Raw genomic sequence first — 18,668 nt, 5'->3', positions numbered from 1 at the left:
ACCCTGCCATCACAGGTTATTGATAAAAAGAAGTGAAGCGTGAATATAAACGTCGCAGATTTGTTGAGTCGCAATTACATCCTGTTGTTATTTGTCGTGCTGGCGCTGGGGTTATGCTTAGGCAAACTTCGGTTAGGTTCCGTCCAACTCGGTAACTCTATTGGCGTTCTGGTGGTCTCATTACTGCTCGGTCAGCAGCACTTTTCCATCAATACTGACGCCCTCAACCTGGGCTTTATGTTATTTATTTTTTGTGTGGGCGTCGAAGCCGGGCCAAACTTCTTTTCTATTTTCTTCCGCGATGGCAAAAACTACCTGATGCTGGCGGTAGTTATGGTCAGCAGTGCAATGGTGCTGGCTCTTGGGCTGGGTAAGCTGTTCGGCTGGGATATTGGCCTGACTGCCGGGATGCTGGCCGGGGCGATGACATCCACCCCGGTACTGGTGGGCGCTGGCGATACCTTGCGCCAGACGCTGGCCGACGGCAAAAGCCTGAGCCAGGCACAGGATCATCTCAGTTTGGGCTACGCGCTCACCTACCTGATTGGCCTGGTCAGTTTGATTTTTGGCGCGCGCTACTTGCCAAAATTACAGCATCAGGATCTGCCTACCAGCGCACAGCAGATCGCCCGGGAGCGCGGACTGGATCCGGACAGTAAACGTAAAGTCTACCTGCCGGTGATCCGCGCCTATCGTGTAGGCCCGGAACTGGTGGCCTGGAGCGATGGCAAAAATCTGCGTGAGTTGGGGATCTATCGCCAGACGGGTTGTTACATTGAACGTATTCGCCGCAACGGTATTCTGGCTAATCCGGATGGAGATGCCGTGTTACAGCCCGGTGATGAAATCTCGCTGGTCGGCTACCCCGATGCCCACGCTCGTCTCGACCCCAGTTTCCGCAATGGCAAAGAGGTCTTCGATCGCGACCTGCTGGATATGCGCATTGTCAACGAAGAGATTGTGGTAAAAAACAACAATGCGGTTAACCGACGCCTGAGCCAGCTTAAGCTGACCGATCACGGCTGTTTCCTTAACAGGGTCATTCGTAGCCAGATTGAAATGCCGATTGATGACAGCATTATTCTCAATAAGGGCGATGTGCTGCACATCAGCGGGGAAGCAAAACGCGTCAAATCCGTCGCGGACCGCATCGGCTTTATTTCCATTCACAGCCAGGTCACTGACCTGCTGGCATTCTGCGCTTTTTTATCGTTGGCCTGATGATTGGCATGATCACCTTCCAGTTTAGCAACTTCAATTTTGGTATCGGCAATGCCGCTGGCCTCCTGTTCGCCGGGATTATGCTTGGCTTCCTGCGAGCCAACCATCCCACCTTTGGCTATATTCCACAGGGCGCCCTGACCATGGTGAAGGAGTTTGGGCTGATGGTGTTTATGGCAGGAGTTGGTTTAAGCGCCGGTAGCGGCATCAACCAGGGATTGGGCGAAACCGGCTTGCTGATGCTGGCTGCAGGAATAGTGGTCAGCCTGGTTCCGGTGATTATCTGTTTCCTGTTTGGTGCCTGGGTGCTGAAAATGAACCGCGCTCTGCTGTTTGGCGCAATCATGGGCGCCCGGACCTGTGCCCCGGCGATGGAAATTATCAGCGACACTGCACGCAGCAATATTCCGGCACTTGGTTATGCCGGAACTTACGCGATTGCTAACGTACTACTCACCCTGGCGGGTACGCTGATTGTTATCATATGGCCGATGCTGGGGGGCTAAAATAATTTAAGCCTGCGCCGAACTTTTTTTGGCGCTGAAGTCTTAATTATTGCCACTGCTTTTCTTTGAAATTCCCACATTGAGGAGCCCGTTAACCTTCTGATTAACGGGTTTTTTTCACATACAGTTCCCCCCCTGTATCACCCCCTGGTTCAGCCATTCACTCTTAATGTTTCCTTAAGCGCTGCCCGGCAAAATAAAAAGCCTGTTTATCAGCCGGCAGAAACAGCATGAAAATGTCAACCCTGTTCAACAGAGGCACGAAGACCCACAACATACAGAGCGATCCCCTTTACCCATTGCCCCTGCACTTTTATCTTAATCAGCTGGTGTTACTGCTGCTTACCGCCCTGTTTCTGACCTGGCTGTCGCGCAGCGGGAACTGGGATATGGCGGTCAGCCGCCTGTGGTACGACCCGCTTATTCATCGTTTCCCGTTACAGGACAACCGCTGGCTGGATGTGATCAACCATCGCCTGCTGAAAGATACGCTGATTTGTGGTGGCTTCCTGCTGCTGCTGGCCGGTTTGCTGCGCCGCCAGCCGCGCCAGATACTGGTAGCCCTGATGATGGGGATTGGGCCGCTGGTGGTTGGGATATTAAAGGCCAGCAGCGCGCACTCTTGTCCGTGGGATCTGGTGCAGTTCGGCGGCAAAGCCGTCTCTTATCCGCTGTTCGGCATCGTGCCTGCTCACAGTGGGCCGGGGCGCTGCTTTCCGGGCGGGCACGCTTCAAGCGGTTTTAGCGCCATGGCGCTGTTTTTTTTGTTCTATCCGCGCCGTCTGCGGCTTGCCGTCATTTGCTGGTGGATAGCGTTAACCATTGGGCTGGTAATGGGTTTTGGCCAGGTGATGCGTGGCGCGCACTTTCTGTCGCACAACCTGTGGGCGGCATGGTGGGTATGGCTGACACAATGTGTCACTTTCGGGTGCGTGACGCATCTGCTAAAAAAACGGGAAATTTATCGTAATGGAAGCATTCAACCGGGCGCGGTTTCCCGGCTCTGACGCCGGGGCAGACTCTGCTGGCTGGCTTACCGGACCGGCCACCTTTTTGTCCGCGATGCTATCTCCTTAAGCCGCTGCGTTCATCCCGGTGTAAAACGCTGTTTACTTTTCCTCTGCGTAATGGTTGAGTGCGCAACTAATATCACTTTATGAGTCTGAAATTTAAGGATCTGGCTTTCTTAATCAAGCTACTCAGAATTTTCTCACCATGCGATCACATTATTATTTCCTTCCTCATCCGTCCAGTTGCGCAAATTAACACAGATTCATGCTGCTTTATTTTCTATTTGCGCAACTGATTAAAATTACGGCAGTCGATAAGCTCTCACTGATGAACAACCATTGATTTATAACAGTTTTTCTGAACATTATCAGCATCATCTTATACTTTGCCATTTGTTAAAAATCGCAAAAAAATAAATTTTTAGCGTAAACACCTGGTTGAAAACAGACAATTGGCAGAATTGGCTGCAAAAGTGACTCCATTTAGCTATTGATACTAAAAAGGTGGTAGAAATGTGATTCCGATCACCGGCAATTAATCATTCAGTACTTTCTTCTCTATCCTGGGGTGGTAAAGTGTGCGCCATAAAATCACAGCAATTAATTAAAGCCGTAAATCAGGAAATTAATTTCTCTCTGACCAATGGCAAAAGATTTAGTTAATTTATAACGCGTTAACACTGGAGAATTCATGGATACATCCCAAACGGCGGTGCTGGCCCCCGAAGCAACTCAGGATGCCAGCACATGGCGTAAAACTGATACCATGTGGATGCTGGGCCTGTACGGCACCGCCATTGGTGCTGGCGTATTGTTCCTGCCGATTAATGCCGGTATCGGTGGCCTGATCCCGCTGGTGATTATGGCGCTGCTGGCCTTCCCAATGACCTTTTTTGCTCACCGGGGACTGTGCCGCTTTGTGCTTTCCGGGCGTAAACCGGGCGAGGATATCACCGAGGTAGTCGAAGAGCATTTTGGCGTCGGCGCTGGTAAGCTCATCACCCTGCTCTACTTCTTTGCCATCTATCCCATTTTGCTGGTGTACAGCGTTGCCATCACCAATACGGTTGAAAGCTTTATGATCCATCAACTGCAGATTCAGGCCCCGCCGCGTGCGCTGCTGTCACTGATTCTGATTATTGGCCTGATGACCATTGTACGTTTCGGCAAAGAGATCATCGTCAAGACCATGAGCCTGCTGGTCTATCCGTTTGTTATGGTGCTGATGGTGCTGGCGCTGTATCTGATCCCCCACTGGAGTAGCGCGATTTTTGACAACGTCAGCCTGGCTGGCAGCGGTAAAGGTTTGATGATGACCCTGTGGCTGGCCATCCCGGTGATGGTGTTCTCTTTTAATCACTCGCCGATTATTTCCGCATTTGCCGTAGCCAAGCGCGAAGAGTACGGCGACCAGGCGGAATCCAAGTGCTCTCGCATCCTGGCGCGCAGTCATATCATGATGGTTGCCACGGTGATGTTCTTCGTTTTCAGCTGCGTACTGAGCCTCACGCCGGAAAACCTGGCGGAAGCCAAATCACAGAACATCTCCATTCTGTCCTACCTGGCAAACCACTTTAATACGCCGCTGATGGCATGGCTGGCACCGATTATCGCGATGGTAGCCATTACCAAGTCTTTCCTCGGCCACTATCTGGGCGCGCGTGAGGGCTTTAACGGCACGGTCAACAAGATGCTGCGCAGCCGGGGTAAAAACCTTGCTGAGAAGAAACTTAATCGCTTCACCGCGGTGTTTATGCTGGTAACCACGTGGATGGTGGCAACGCTGGACCCAAGCATTCTGGGTTTGATTGAAAGTTTGGGCGGTCCGATTATCGCGGTGCTGCTGTTCCTGATGCCAATGTATGCCATCAACAAAGTCCCGGCTATGCGTCAGTACAGCGGTAAGCTGAGCAACATATTTGTGGTACTGGTCGGCCTGGTGGCGATTTCTGCGGTGGCCTGGAACCTGATCTGATATTGATGCCCGTCCGGTACTCTTCACCGCAAAACGGGGGCTTTAGCCCCCGTCTGCCATTAAACAGCGGAACGTCATGAGAACCACTGGCCGAACCAGCTGTTGATCTTCATCTTCACGAAATCCCAGATACGGCCAAACACCCCCCCCTCTTTTACCGCCTCCAGCACCACCAGCGGCCGCTGCTCAACAGACTGGCCATTTAACTGAAAATCAATGGTTCCCACCACCTGGTTTTTCGCCAGCGGAGCGGTCAGCTGCGGCTGACTTAGCGTAAAGCTGGCTTTCAGGTTCTTCATCTGCCCGTGAGGCAGCGTGATTGCGGCGTCCTGCGCAACGCCAAGATTGACCTCATGACGATCGCCGTACCATACGCGCTGCGTGACGAAAGCGTTTCCTGCTTTAACCGGCGTCACGGTTTCGAAATTGCGCACCCCCCATATCAGTAGCTTTTCGCTTTCGCGAAAGCGCACCGCATCGGTCGCCGCCCCCAGCACCACGGAAATAATCCGCCGATCGCCATCGACCGCCGAAGCGACAAGGTTGTTGCCCGCACCGGAGGTATGCCCGGTTTTGATTCCGTCAACCTGCAGATTGGTACTCCATAGCAGGCGGTTGCGGTTGTGCTGGCGGATTTTGTTGAAGGTAAACGCTTTATCTTTATGCAGCGCGTACTCGTCCGGCACGTCGCGGATCAGCGCCTGACCAATCAGCGCCATATCCCGTGCGGTGCTGTACTGCCCGTTGGCATCAAGGCCGTGAACGGTTTTGAAGTGGGTATTTTTCAGCCCCAGCGCCTGCACATAATGGTTCATCAGGCCGACAAATGCGTCCTGACTGCCGGCAACATAGTCGGCCAGAGCGATACTGGCATCGTTCCCCGACTGGATAACAATGCCTTTGTTGAGTTCAGAAACCGCAATACGGTCACCGGGTTTGAGGAACATCAGGGATGACCCCTTCAACACCGGATTACCGGTCGCCCAGGCATCTTTACCTACGGTGACCACATCATCCTTACTGATCTTGCCCGCTTTTAGCGCCTGGCCAATAACATAGCTGGACATCATTTTCGTCAGGCTGGCCGGATCGAGACGCAAATCGGCGTTGTACTCCGCCAGCACTTTGCTGCTGTTGTAGTCCATCAGGATCCAGGCTTTGGCATCGAGCTGCGGCGCCGCGGGCATCTGTTGCCCCCGGGCGCTGGAAAGCGTTAGCATTAACAGTGATGAAGTACTGACCAGTGTCATCACACCGGTAGAAAGGCGCGTTTTTTTCTTCATGGCGTAACCAGGTATCCCTCTGAAAGACCAAGATAATTGACGCAGTGTCTGGCGATTAACCTCACTACACTAAGGCGTTATCGCTTAAAAAAAAACCGTTTATTGGCGAAGTTTGCTGATATTTACTTAACGCAGCGGAAATGGGCCCATTTTTCGTCATGCCGTCAGCGCCTGAAATGAAGCTAATGGCAATTTGTAGCCAACGGTTATCACCGTCACAGAAATCCGCTCATACTAAGACAAACTGCAAGATGAGAGAAGACAGCGCGGGGCTGTGGCCGATCTGTTGGCAATACAGCGTTATCATTTTTTCGACAGCCCTTTTTCCCTTGCCGGGGCAGCGTGCTCCCATCAGCCGGGATGACGTTTCCAGCCGCAGAGGCCAGTATCGTTGCCGCAGATGTTCTATAACAAAGTTAGTCTGAAAGGACCTTCATGGCTTGATCTCTTGCCTTAATCCTCGCACCGATACGGTTAAGATGAGCGGTAAAAGCACCCGCCACATAAGCCGGTGCGCTGCAAAAGGAAAAAAACATCCTTTCAGCCCTTCAGTTTCGGGTCCAGCGCATCGCGCAAGCCATCTCCCAACAGATTAAATGCCAGTACGGTAAAGAAAATCGCCAGGCTGGGAAAAATAGCCACGTGCGGTGCCAGCACCATATCCGCCTGCGCTTCATTCAGCATCGCGCCCCACTCCGGGGTCGGCGGCTGAGCGCCCAGCCCAAGGAATGACAGGCTGGCAGCAGAAATGATCGAGGTGCCAATGCGCATGGTGAAGTAAACGACGATCGACGACAGCGTACCGGGCAGGATATGGCGCAGAATCAGGGTGAGATCAGATGCGCCAATACTGCGTGCCGACTCGATATAGACCAGATGTTTCAGCACCAGGGTATTACCGCGTACCAGGCGAGCAAAGGCCGGAATGCTGAAAATCGCCACCGCCAGAATGACGTTTGACATACCGCTGCCCATCACCGCCACCACAGCAATTGCCAGCAGAATGCCGGGAAAGGCAAACAGCACGTCGCAGATACGCATTATCAGACGGTCCCACCAGCCTTCATAGTACCCGGCGAGCAGCCCGAGTACGCTGCCAATTATCGCCCCAATCGCCACCGAAAAGAACCCGGCTACCAGCGACAGACGGGTCCCCAGCAGCACGCGGCTATAGATATCGCGCCCCAGCGCATCAACGCCAAACCAGTGCAGCGGCGAAGGCCCCTCGTTTAACCGATCATAGTCAAAATAGTTTTCCGCGTCGAAAGGAGCCAGCCAGGGGGCAAACAGGGCTATCAGGATCAGCAACAGCACGAACACCGCAGCCACCATCGCCATATGCTGACGTCGAAAACGCCGAAAGAACTCGCTCCAGGGGGTACGAACCCGATCGGGGGAAATGTTCGGCAGTGAAGAGAGTAAGGCATTACGTCGCCAGTTAATCATCGTACATCCTTACTGGTAGCGAATGGCTGGATTGATTGCTGCATACAGCATATCGACCAGCAGATTGATCAAAATAAATTCCAGCGAAAACAGCAGCACTTCGGCCTGGATCACCGGATAATCACGCATCTCTACCGAGTCCACCAATAACCGCCCCAGGCCAGGCCAGTTGAACACCACTTCGACCACGATAGAGCCGCCCAGCAGAAAACCAAATTGCAGGCCCATCATAGTGACCACCGGGATCAGGGCATTACGCAGACCGTGCTTCACCATCACCACCGCTTCAGGCACCCCTTTCGCCCGCGCGGTACGCATGTAGTCTTCCTGGACAACCTCCACAAATGAGGCTCGGGTAAAGCGCGCCATCACCGCCGCTACCGCCGCACCAAGGGTGATGGAGGGCAGGATATAGTGTTGCCAGCTATCGGCCCCCACGGTTGGCAGCCAGCCAAGCTGGACGGAGAAGAGCTGCATCAGCAAAATGCCAAGGGCGAAAGCCGGGAACGAAATACCCGATACCGCCAGCGTCATTCCCAAACGATCGGGCCAACGGTTGCGCCACACGGCGGAAACCACCCCGACGGCCATGCCAATAAAAACTGACCACAGCATGCTGGTCAGCGTAAGTCCCAGCGTAGGCAAAAAGCGTTGCGCGATTTCGGCAGAAACGGGCCGTTTCGACACCATCGATATGCCAAAATCCCCCTGTAACGCTCGAGTGATGTAACGCCAGAACTGCTGCGGCAGTGGCAAATCCAGCCCTGACTGCTGGCGCACCATCGCCACCACTTCTGCATCGGCTTCGCGTCCGGCAATCAGTCGCGCCGGGTCGCCGGGCAGCAGGTGCACAAACAGAAATACCAGCACGGCAACAATCAGCAGTGTGGGGATCAGGCCAAGCAGTCTTTTAAGAAAATAATTAAGCATGTTGTACCCTGCACCTCCCCGGCGGGAGGCGCGTTAACCGTTACTTCAGATCTGCATCGTCAAAGTTGAACGACGTATCCGGCATCACGTAGAAACCGCTCAGATTACGGGTGTTCGCTGAAATCAGCTTTTCCACCACCAGCGGTGCCCACGGCTGGTCATGCCAGATACGGTCCTGCGCATCTTTATACAATGCGGCTTTTTGCTCACCGTCGGTGGTATTCAGCGCATCGGCTAAATCCTTATCCACTTGGGGATTGCTGTAGAAGGCGGTATTGAAGATGGTTGGCGGCCAGGACTGGGTGGCAAACAGCGGCGTCAGCGCCCAGTTTGCTTCACCGGTTGAGGCCGACCAACCGGTGTAAAACATGCGCACACCGCTCTCTTTCTGGCCTTTGTCTTCCACCTGGGCCGCCCGCTGGCCGGCATCCATCGCCGTCACTTCCACCTTAATCCCTACCTGAGCCAGCTGCTGCTGGGTAAACTGCAGTACTTTCTGCGCCGTACTGTGATTATGTGAAGACCACAGCGTAGTGGTAAAGCCGTTTGGGTAGCCCGCTTCTTTCAGTAGTTCACGCGCTTTCGCCGGGTTGTATTCCGCTGCCGGATACTGCTGCGCATACTGGATAGACGGCGGTACAATGCCGCTGGCCGGGGTGGCATATCCGGCGAAAGCCACCTTCGCCAGCGCCTGACGGTTAATGGCGTAGTTAATCGCCGCGCGCACTTTCGGGTCACTGAACGGCTTCTGCGTCACGTTAAAGCTGATATAGCGCTGCATAATCGACGGAGAAGCCACCAGGTTCAGCTTGCTGTTTTTCTCCAGCAGTTTGGCCTGCTCAAACGGGATCGGAAAGGCAAAGTTGGCCTCGCCGGTTTGCAGCATCGCTGACCGGGTATTGTTATCTACGACCGGGCGCCAGGTGATGCTATCCAGCTTCGGATAGCCCGGTTTCCAGTAACCGTTGAACTTCGCCACCTTGACGAAATCGGTCTGATTCCAGGTCACAAACTGATAAGGACCGGTGCCAACCGGATGGAAAGCGATATCCTTGCCGTACTTCTTTAGCGCGGCCGGTGAAATCATCGCTGCGGCCGGGCTGGCCAGGGTGTTGATAAACGCGGAGAACGGCTGTCTGAGGGTGATTTTCACCGTGTTTGCATCAATCACATCGGTACTGGCGATGGTTTTAAACAGGTTAAAGCGCTTAAGATGGTTATCCGGGTTGCTGGCGCGGTCGAGGTTGGCTTTTACCGCTGCGGCATCAAACTCCGTGCCGTCCTGGAACTTTATCCCCTTTTTCAGCCTGATGACGTAGCTTAGCCCGTCCGGGCTGGCCTGATAGCTGTCTGCCAGCACGTTTTCAAGTTTCATTTCTTCATCAAAACCGAACAGCCCCTGATAGAACGACTTGGCCACCGCCTGCGACAACGTATCGTTGGCATCGTAAGGATCGAGGGTGGTGAAATTAGACGCCACCGCAATAGTGACATCCTTCGCCGCCACGGCGGGAAGTGCAGCACAGCTGCCCAGCAGGCCGGCCGTTAACCATACATTACGCGTACGCTTATTCATCATCTTGTTTATCCCTTTTGTTAAGCAGTAATCAGGCCCGGCCGATAGCGTGGCGCGCCACAAAATGCCCGGTACCGACTTCTATCAACGGCTCCACTGCCGGTTCGTCGCCCAGGGCGCGAATCGGACTGGGAATTTCATCAACTAACAGTGCACGTTCACGTCGGCGATGAGCCGGATCGGCCACCGGCACCGACGCCATCAGCTTACGGGTATAAGGGTGCTGAGGATGGCCGAATACCGCCTGACGCGGCCCGATCTCCACGATTTGCCCAAGATACATCACCGCCACCCGGTGGCTGATACGCTCCACCACCGCCATATCATGGGAGATAAACAGAAACGCGATGCCAAATTCGCGCTGCAAATCGAGCATCAAATTAATTATCTGCGCCTGAACCGAAACGTCCAGCGCCGATACGGCCTCGTCGGCAATCACCACTTTTGGCTTAAGCGCCAGCGCACGCGCAATACAGATCCGCTGACGCTGGCCCCCGGAGAACTCATGCGGATAGCGCCGGGCGTGGTCCGCCTGCAGCCCGACGCGCTCCAGCAGACTTGCCACCCGCTGCTCCGCCTCCTGTCCCCGGGCAACACCATGAACCAGCAGCGGTTCCATAATGGAATATCCAACGGTCAGGCGGGGATCGAGCGAGGCGTACGGATCCTGAAAAATAAACTGCATATCACGGCGTAAGTGCGACAGCGCCGGGCCGGACAAGCGTTCAATACGCTGACCATTAAAGGTAATGCTACCGCCCTGGTTCGCCACCAGCCGCAATAAGGAGCGCCCGGTGGTGGACTTGCCGCAGCCGGATTCCCCGACCAGCGCCAGCGTTTCACCGGCGCGCAGATCGAAGCTGACCTTTTCTACGGCGTGCACACGGCGCTTCACCCGGTTAAAAATACCGCTGCGAATGTCAAAACGGGTCACCAGGTCACGCACCTGAAGGATCGGGGCTTTCTGCCTGTCGACCGTATCCTGCGGTGCTTCTGCCGCCGTGGCGACAGCATCGGTCAGTGGAAATTTCGCTGGCAGATCGCGCCCGCTCATCGACCCGAGTTTAGGCACCGCCGCCAGCAGCGCACGCGTGTATGGCTGTTGCGGGCGGCTAAAAATTGCTTCCACGCTGCCGGTTTCCACCACATCGCCGCGATACATCACCTGTACCCGATCTGCCATTTCTGCCACCACCCCCATATCGTGGGTAATGAAAATGACCCCCATCTGCATCTCTTTTTGCAGCACGCGGATCAGTTGCAAAATTTGCGCCTGGATGGTGACATCCAGCGCGGTGGTCGGTTCGTCGGCGATAAGCAACGCCGGACGGCAGGAGAGCGCCATGGCGATCATCACCCGCTGACGCATGCCGCCGGAAAGCTGGTGTGGATAGCGCGCCAGCACATTTTTGGCTTCCGGAATGCGCACAAGGTCGAGCATACGCCGCGCCTCGGCCAGCGCCTCGGCATGGCTTTTTCCCTGATGCAGGCGAATTGACTCGGCTATCTGTTCGCCAACCGAAAAGACCGGATTAAGCGAGGTCATGGGTTCCTGGAAGATCATCGCCATATCAGCGCCCCGTATCCTGCGCAGCTGCCGCTGAGAGAGGATGGCAAGATCAACCGGCGGCTGCTGGCGGCGATGGAACCATATACTGCCGCTGTCGAGGGTGCCGCCTCCCTGCTCCACCAGCCGCATCAGCGCCAGAGATGTCACTGATTTGCCGGAACCGGACTCGCCGACAATCGCCAGCGTTTCACCGGCATGCACGTCCAGCGACAAATTTTTCACCGCCTGAATGTGCTGGCCTTCACGCGCGAAGCTGACGCTCAGATCGCGTACCGACAGTACCTTGTCCTGATGTGAAAACGCGCTCACCAGGGTTCCTCCTGATAAATAGCGACCACCGGCGCTTTGCCCTCCACGCCATAAGCGCGATACATTCCTTCACTATTGAAAGGCAGCGCGAGGTTACCAGCAGCATCGACGGCAATCAGCCCCCCGCTGCCACCCAGCGCGGGGATTTTCTGCATAATAACCTGCTGCGCCGCCCGATGCAGAGACAGCCCGCCATATTCCATCAATGCGGCCACATCATAGGCAGCCAACAGGCGCATAAAGGCTTCTCCGCTTCCGGTACAGGAGACGGCAACCCCGGCGCTGGCATAGCATCCCGCACCGGGTAGCGGCGAATCACCCACGCGCCCGGCCTGCTTATTGGTGATGCCGCCGGTCGAGGTGGCTGCCGCCAGATTGCCGGCACCATCACACGCCACAGCCCCCACGGTGCCAAATTTACGATCGGCATCGATCGTGTCACCGTCATGATCCAGCCGCATTTGCCCGGCGGCAATAGCGCTTTCCAGCTGAACGCGGCGCTGGGGGGTAGAAAAAAAGTGATTATCGACCATTTCAAGGCCCTGCTGCTCCGCAAACGATTCCGCACCCTCACTGATAAACAGCACATGCGGGCTGTTTTCCAGCACGGCGCGCGCTGCCAGCACCGGATTGCGAACGCGGGTAACACCCGCCACTGCCCCGGCTGCGCGCGTTCTGCCATCCATTATGCAGGCATCAAGCTCATGACGCCCCTGATGGGTAAATACCGCGCCGCGCCCGGCATTGAACAGCGGACATTCTTCCAGCTGTCGCACCGCTTCGGTAACCACATCCAGCGCGCTGCGCCCCGCTGCAAGGCTGGCCTGCGCGCCAGCAATAATCTGTGATAACGCCTGACGATAGTGTTGCTCCTGGCTGGCATCCATGCTGGCACGCGCAATGGCACCGGCACCGCCATGAATTGCAATCGTCGCTTTGGCCATTATTCAATTTACCCTGTGATAAATCAGCATGTAAAACACTGAGTTAGAATATATTTCTCGTGAAAATAACCCTTTTGACTATAGGTAGGCAGTATAGAGATGTAAAGCGGAATATTTACCTGTGGATTATAACTAATCGTTCTAAGATAAGCCCCGACGATACTTAAGGCCCGCCTGCATGGGTAAACGTGACCCCGCAGCGGATCCACGCCATAATAGAGCCATCAGCTTTTGTTCGTCTTCTGGAGACATAACCTATGGAAGCATTTAGCGCGGGATTGATCTCACTTGACGATGCCCTGACAACCCTGTTGGCACGCATCACCCCTCTTGCTGACAAAGAAACCGTTAGCCTGACGCACGCGGCTGGCCGTATTACTGCCCACGCGGTGATTTCCCCGCTGAACGTACCGCCGTTTGATAATTCGGCGATGGACGGTTATGCCCTGCGGCTGGCCGACCTCGCCCCGGGAGTCGCGCTGCCGGTCGCCGGGAAGGCCTTCGCCGGTAGCCCTTATGACGGCGAATGGCCTGCGGATAGCTGCATCCGCATTATGACCGGCGCGCCGTTGCCGGCAGGATGCGAAGCGGTCGTCATGCAGGAACAAACCGCTGCGGTGGGTGACGCGGTGCGCATTACCGCCAGCGTTATCGCCGGGCAACATATTCGTCGGGCGGGGGAAGATATCACCAAAGGCGCTCAGGTGCTGGCAGCCGGGGTAAAACTCGGCGCGGCGCAACTGCCGCTGCTGGCCTCGCTCGGTATTCCACAAGTGACGGTGCTGCGCAAACTGCGCGTGGCGATATTTTCAACCGGAGACGAACTGCAGCCGGTGGATCAGCCGCTGGCGGCAGGGCAAATCTACGATACCAACCGTTTCGCCGTGCGGCTGATGCTGGATAAGCTTGGCTGTGAAGTGATTGACCTTGGCATCATTCGCGACGACCCGGCCGCTCTGCGCGCCGCCTTTATCAACGCCGATGCCAGCGCCGATGTGGTTATCAGCAGCGGTGGCGTATCGGTTGGCGAGGCTGATTACACCAAACAGATCCTGGAGGAGCTGGGAGAAATTGGCTTCTGGAAGCTGGCAATTAAACCCGGTAAGCCGTTTGCCTTTGGCCGCCTGGCGCACAGCTGGTTCTGTGGCCTGCCCGGCAACCCGGTCTCGGCAGTGCTGACCTTTTACCAGCTGGTGCAACCCCTGCTGGCCAGGTTGACCGGGCAGCACGGCCCGGCGCTGCCGCCGCGTCAACGGGTTCGCTGCGTCAGCGAACTGAAAAAGACGCCGGGACGCCTTGATTTCCAGCGCGGCATCCTCCAGCGCGATGCTGACGGCGATCTGCTGGTGAAAACCAGCGGACATCAGGGTTCGCACATATACAGTTCGTTCCGGCAGGCCAACTGTTTTATTGTGCTGGAGCGCGAACGCGGCAATGTGGCAGTGGGTGAATGGGTAGAGGTTGAACCCTTCAACGCGTTGCTGGAGGGCTGATATGTTGCCCGAACTGAGCGATGAGGAGATGCTGCGCTATAACCGTCAAATCGTCCTGCGGGGTTTCGACTTTGACAGACAGGAACAGCTGAAGGCCGCCCGCGTACTGGTGGTGGGGCTGGGGGGGCTGGGCTGCGCCGCCAGCCAGTATCTTGCCGCCGCCGGAGTCGGGCAGCTGACGCTGCTTGATTTTGACCAGGTTTCGCTGTCGAATCTGCAACGTCAGATATTGCACGGCGAGGCCGAGGTAGGAATGGCAAAAGTCGATTCGGCGCGGGCACGCCTTGCTGCCCTCAACTCACTGATTGCCATCGACACGCTGAATGCCCGCCTTGATGACCACGCGCTGGCACCGCTGATCGCCCGGCATCAGCTGGTTATCGACTGTTGCGACAGCCTTGAAACGCGGGAACAGCTCAACCGCCTGTGTTTTGCCGGTAAAACGCCGTTGGTGTCCGGGGCGGCAATCCGCATGGAAGGGCACATCAGCGTATTCAGCTGGGGCAACGAGGAACCCTGCTATCGCTGCATCAGCCGTTTATTTGGCGCAGCAACCCTGAGCTGCACCGAAGCGGGGGTGATGGCACCGCTGGTCGGGGTGATCGGTTCACTGCAGGCGATGGAGGCCATTCGCGTTCTGACCCACTACGGCAGCCCGGTAGCCGGGCAACTGCTGCTGTACGATGCCATGACGCTGCAGTTCCGCTCGATCAAGGTGGCGAGAGATAAGGCCTGTGAAGTCTGTGGAGGTGATGGCCAGTGAGAAGTTCGGGGGAAAACCGGGAAAATCGACAAACCGCTGCCCCATGCCGGGGCAAACGGTTTGCGCAGAGGCTGACTGCTGCTGCAATCAGCCTCTGCTACGGGGATTAAACGATGCCCTGGCTGCGCAGATAATCTTCGTAGTTACCGGTGAAGTCGTTCATTTTGCCCGGCGTCATTTCAATCACGCGGGTCGCCAGTGAACTGACAAATTCACGATCGTGGGAAACGAAAATCAACGTGCCTTCGTACATCTCCAGCGCCATATTCAGCGCTTCGATGGATTCCATATCGAGGTGGTTGGTCGGTTCATCCATGATTAATACGTTCGGTTTCTGCATCATCAGCTTGCCGAACAGCATACGTCCCTTCTCGCCACCGGACAGCACCTTAGCCGGCTTTTTGATGTCGTCCTGGCTAAACAGCAGACGCCCGAGAATGCCGCGCACCGCCTGCTCGTCATCACTCTCCTGCTTCCACTGGCTCATCCAGTCAAACACGGTGAGATCGTCACTAAAGTCGTGAGCATGGTCCTGAGCATAATAGCCAATACGCGCGTTCTCAGACCATTTCACCGTTCCGCTATCCGGTAACAGGTCGCCCACCAGGGTTTTCAGCAATGTGGTTTTCCCGATACCGTTCGGGCCGATGATCGCCAGCTTCTCACCCACTTCCAGCAGCATATTGAGTTGGCTGAACAGCGGGCCGTTATCGAAGCCTTTGGTGACGGCTTCCAGCTCAAGCGCGTTACGGAACAGTTTCTTGTCCTGCTCGAAACGAATAAACGGGTTTTGCCGGCTGGACGCTTTGACTTCGTCCAGTTTGATTTTATCGATCTGCCTGGCGCGTGAGGTCGCCTGACGCGATTTCGACGCGTTGGCGCTGAAACGGCTGACGAAGGATTGCAGTTCGTTAATCTGCGCCTTTTTCTTGGCGTTATCCGACAGCAAACGCTCACGCGCCTGGGTGGCCGCCGTCATATATTCGTCGTAGTTACCCGGGTAGACGCGCAGTTCGCCGTAGTCGAGATCGGCCATGTGCGTGCACACCATATTCAGGAAGTGACGGTCATGCGAAATAATGATCATGGTGCTGTTGCGATCGTTCAGCACCTGCTCCAGCCAGCGAATGGTATCGATGTCCAGGTTGTTGGTTGGTTCATCCAGCAGCAGAATGTCCGGGTTAGAGAACAGCGCCTGTGCCAGCAGCACACGCAGTTTCCAGCCGGGAGCGACTTCGCTCATCGGGCCATAATGCTGCTCCAGCGGAATGCCCACGCCCAGCAGCAGTTCACCGGCGCGCGCTTCGGCGGTGTAACCGTCCATTTCACCATAGGTCACTTCAAGATCGGCAACTTTGTAACCGTCCTCTTCGCTCATTTCCGGCAAGGCATAAATGCGGTCACGTTCTTCCTTAACCGCCCACAGCTCGCCGTGGCCCATGATCACCGTGTCCAACACGGAAAACTGTTCAAAGGCGAACTGATCCTGGCGCAGCTTACCGATTCGCTCGTTAGGATCGAGAGCGACGTTACCCGCTGAAGGCACCAGGTCCCCACCGAGAATTTTCATAAAGGTGGACTTGCCGCTGCCGTTGGCACCGATCAGACCATAGCGGTTGCCGCCGCCGAATTTGACAGAGATATTTTCGAACAGCGGCTTACTGCCAAACTGCATGGTGACATTGCTGGAAACTAGCACAGGATAGCCTTTCGTTTGCGAGGTGGATGGGTGGATCAGCGCGCATTATGCCAAAAAAATAGCGCGCGGCATACAGCACTCTGGCAGAGGAAAAGGCCGGGGTTGTGCGGTGCAGCCGGGTAAATCCCCGGCTGCCGGGCTTAATGGCTGGCCGCCTGGCGTTTTGCCGCTGCCAGCGACGGGCGGCTTTCGTTATCTTCACCCAACCGCTCATGGAGGTAGTGTTCGATTTGCTCCAGGCTGCGGTTGCGCGTTTCCGGCACGCATTTGACCACGAAAATACCGGAGAAAATGCCAATCAGGGCAAAGCTTAAGAAGGCACCGGGCAGCCCCACGCTGGCTAATAACAGCGGGAATGCCAGCGATATCAGAAAGTTGGCAATCCACATAGCGAAGATTGCACTGCCCATAAACACGCCGCGCATGCGCGTTGGGAAGATCTCCGACAGCAGCAGCCAGGTGGCCGGTGACAGGAAGGCCTGCTGGAAGCAAAGGAATATCAGCATCCCGAGCAGTACCATGTAGCCGCGCAGTGCATCAGCCTGCCCGTGCACGGTTTCCGGCATAAAGAAACTGACAGCAGCAATAAACAGCAGGCTGAAGGTACAGCCAAACTGTCCGATTAGCGTCATGGTGCGCCGCCCCGTTTTGCCCAATAGCCAGATGCCCACACAGGCCATCAGCACCGATACCGCGCCGTTGGCGATGGTGGCAAACAGCGCCGCGTTGGTGCTCATCCCCACAGCCTTCAGCATGGTCGGCGCGTAGTACATAATGGTATTTACGCCGGAGGTTTGTTGGATCATGGCAATACCGATACCGATCAGAAACAGCTTCAGCAGCCATGGTTTTGCCAGATCGCGCAGCCGCGCCTTAACCCCGTGATCTTCTTCTGCCAGCGTTTCCTCGATTTCCGCCATTTCCCAGTCCACGTCTTCCCTGGCACGGGTGCGTTCCAGCACGCGCCGGGCTTCTGCCAGCTTGCCCTGCATGGCATACCAGCGCGGGGTATCGGGCATAAACATCATGCCGAACCACAACAGCACAGCCGGGACGGTGGCTAAAGCCAGCATCCAGCGCCAGCTTTCACTGCCGCCCCAGGCGGCGTTAAATCCGGCATTGGAGATATAGGCCAGCAGCTGACCGCTGACGATCATCAGTTCCTGCAAAGTCACCAGCTGACCACGATGGTTAGCCGGCGCAATTTCGGCGATATAGACTGGCACCGTGGCCGAAGCGCCGCCGACCGCGACGCCGAGGATCAGACGGAAGAAAATCATCCATCCAACGTTCGGCGCAACAGACGTGCCGACGGCACCGATAATAAAGATCAGCGCAAGAAGGATAATGATGTTCTTCCTTCCGGCCGCATTGGCGAAAAGGCCCGAGAATAGCGCGCCAAAAGCAGCACCGAACAGCAGGGAGCTGGTCACCAGGCCGGTTGTGAAAGGCGTCAGGTGCAGTTCATCGCCCATAAACAGCAGTGCACCAGAGATCACGCCGGTGTCGTAACCGAACAGCAGGCCGCCAAGGGTGGCCACTGCTGCAATCACTTTGACAAAGGGTTCTGTTTTACTGCTGCTGTTGGGGCCGGACGCCCGGTTAAGGGTAATATATTGTTCTTTTGTCATGGGCTACTTTGACCTCTCATCAACCTGGTGAGTAAGGGGACGAACCAGAAACCTGTCCGCTGGCATGGAGCATTGTCATATGCCATTTTCAATTTAAATCATTTCGTCCATTTTTGTTATTAATGAAATTAAAATTCTGAGTTGCCGATCGCACTTTTGCCCCAAAATAGTGTTTGTTGGCGAAAATTCGCTACTGGCGGGTTTTAGACGGGGATTTACTCAGTTTTTAAGATATTTCTTGTTTCATTTATCATTAACAAGGAAAATATGTTCTAAACACTGATGATATGCCATCAAGAAAAAGAGGTGAGA

The 18,668-nt window shown here is 55.5% G+C and carries 12 protein-coding genes and 1 pseudogene; 5 read left to right on the top strand and 8 right to left on the bottom strand.

The genetic code is table 11. The annotated features are described in order from the left end of the window. The first annotated feature begins 39 nt into the window (after positions 1 to 39). The 3 genes and pseudogenes from JGC47_RS06410 to JGC47_RS06400 all read left to right on the top strand — a co-directional run bounded on the left by JGC47_RS06410 (position 40) and on the right by JGC47_RS06400 (position 4,712). Positions 40 to 1,727, top strand: a pseudogene (locus JGC47_RS06410) (aspartate:alanine antiporter). Between the two features lie 230 nt (positions 1,728 to 1,957). Further along, positions 1,958 to 2,734: a phosphatase PAP2 family protein gene (locus JGC47_RS06405; RefSeq protein WP_004156846.1), complete on the top strand. Its 777-nt coding sequence runs from the start codon at positions 1,958 to 1,960 to the stop codon at positions 2,732 to 2,734. Between the two features lie 694 nt (positions 2,735 to 3,428). After that, on the top strand, positions 3,429 to 4,712 hold the full coding sequence (locus JGC47_RS06400) for an HAAAP family serine/threonine permease (RefSeq protein WP_004156844.1): 1,284 nt from the start codon (positions 3,429 to 3,431) through the stop codon (positions 4,710 to 4,712). A gap of 74 nt (positions 4,713 to 4,786) precedes the next feature. Here the strand turns inward: JGC47_RS06400 and JGC47_RS06395 are convergent, their stop codons facing one another. The 6 genes from JGC47_RS06395 to JGC47_RS06370 all read right to left on the bottom strand — a co-directional run bounded on the left by JGC47_RS06395 (position 4,787) and on the right by JGC47_RS06370 (position 12,770). Then, the gene (locus JGC47_RS06395; protein WP_004156843.1) at positions 4,787 to 5,995 is read right to left on the bottom strand and encodes a serine hydrolase; all 1,209 of its coding nucleotides are present in this window, start codon (positions 5,993 to 5,995) and stop codon (positions 4,787 to 4,789) included. A 540-nt stretch (positions 5,996 to 6,535) separates the two neighbouring features. After that, the gene (gsiD, locus tag JGC47_RS06390; RefSeq protein WP_004156839.1) at positions 6,536 to 7,441 is read right to left on the bottom strand and encodes a glutathione ABC transporter permease GsiD; all 906 of its coding nucleotides are present in this window, start codon (positions 7,439 to 7,441) and stop codon (positions 6,536 to 6,538) included. Positions 7,442 to 7,450: 9 nt separating this feature from the next. Further along, positions 7,451 to 8,371 (bottom strand): glutathione ABC transporter permease GsiC, encoded by a 921-nt coding sequence (gsiC, locus tag JGC47_RS06385; RefSeq protein WP_004156838.1) that lies wholly within the window; start codon positions 8,369 to 8,371, stop codon positions 7,451 to 7,453. Positions 8,372 to 8,411: 40 nt separating this feature from the next. Next, complete coding sequence (gene gsiB, locus JGC47_RS06380) at positions 8,412 to 9,950, bottom strand: glutathione ABC transporter substrate-binding protein GsiB (RefSeq protein ID WP_004156837.1); 1,539 nt, start codon at positions 9,948 to 9,950, stop codon at positions 8,412 to 8,414. 28 nt (positions 9,951 to 9,978) lie between these two features. Continuing rightward, the gene (locus tag JGC47_RS06375) at positions 9,979 to 11,826 is read right to left on the bottom strand and encodes a dipeptide ABC transporter ATP-binding protein (protein WP_004156835.1); all 1,848 of its coding nucleotides are present in this window, start codon (positions 11,824 to 11,826) and stop codon (positions 9,979 to 9,981) included. After that, positions 11,823 to 12,770: an isoaspartyl peptidase/L-asparaginase family protein gene (locus JGC47_RS06370; RefSeq protein WP_004156834.1), complete on the bottom strand. Its 948-nt coding sequence runs from the start codon at positions 12,768 to 12,770 to the stop codon at positions 11,823 to 11,825. The genes JGC47_RS06375 and JGC47_RS06370 overlap by 4 nt, the downstream gene beginning before the upstream one ends. A gap of 257 nt (positions 12,771 to 13,027) precedes the next feature. Between JGC47_RS06370 and moeA the strand changes: the two genes are divergently transcribed. Both moeA and moeB read left to right on the top strand, forming a co-directional pair. Next, positions 13,028 to 14,263 (top strand): molybdopterin molybdotransferase MoeA, encoded by a 1,236-nt coding sequence (gene moeA / locus JGC47_RS06365; protein ID WP_004156832.1) that lies wholly within the window; start codon positions 13,028 to 13,030, stop codon positions 14,261 to 14,263. Between the two features lies 1 nt (position 14,264). Next, the gene (gene moeB / locus JGC47_RS06360; protein WP_004156831.1) at positions 14,265 to 15,026 is read left to right on the top strand and encodes a molybdopterin-synthase adenylyltransferase MoeB; all 762 of its coding nucleotides are present in this window, start codon (positions 14,265 to 14,267) and stop codon (positions 15,024 to 15,026) included. A gap of 106 nt (positions 15,027 to 15,132) precedes the next feature. Here the strand turns inward: moeB and JGC47_RS06355 are convergent, their stop codons facing one another. After that, complete coding sequence (locus JGC47_RS06355; protein ID WP_004156829.1) at positions 15,133 to 16,725, bottom strand: ABC-F family ATPase; 1,593 nt, start codon at positions 16,723 to 16,725, stop codon at positions 15,133 to 15,135. A gap of 140 nt (positions 16,726 to 16,865) precedes the next feature. Further along, positions 16,866 to 18,356: a sugar porter family MFS transporter gene (locus JGC47_RS06350; protein ID WP_004156828.1), complete on the bottom strand. Its 1,491-nt coding sequence runs from the start codon at positions 18,354 to 18,356 to the stop codon at positions 16,866 to 16,868. Between the last annotated feature and the right edge of the window lie 312 nt (positions 18,357 to 18,668).

It is taken from the genome of Erwinia amylovora (assembly GCF_017161565.1).
GTDB lineage: Bacteria > Pseudomonadota > Gammaproteobacteria > Enterobacterales > Enterobacteriaceae > Erwinia > Erwinia amylovora.
This window is presented reverse-complemented; position numbering and strand designations above follow the sequence as displayed.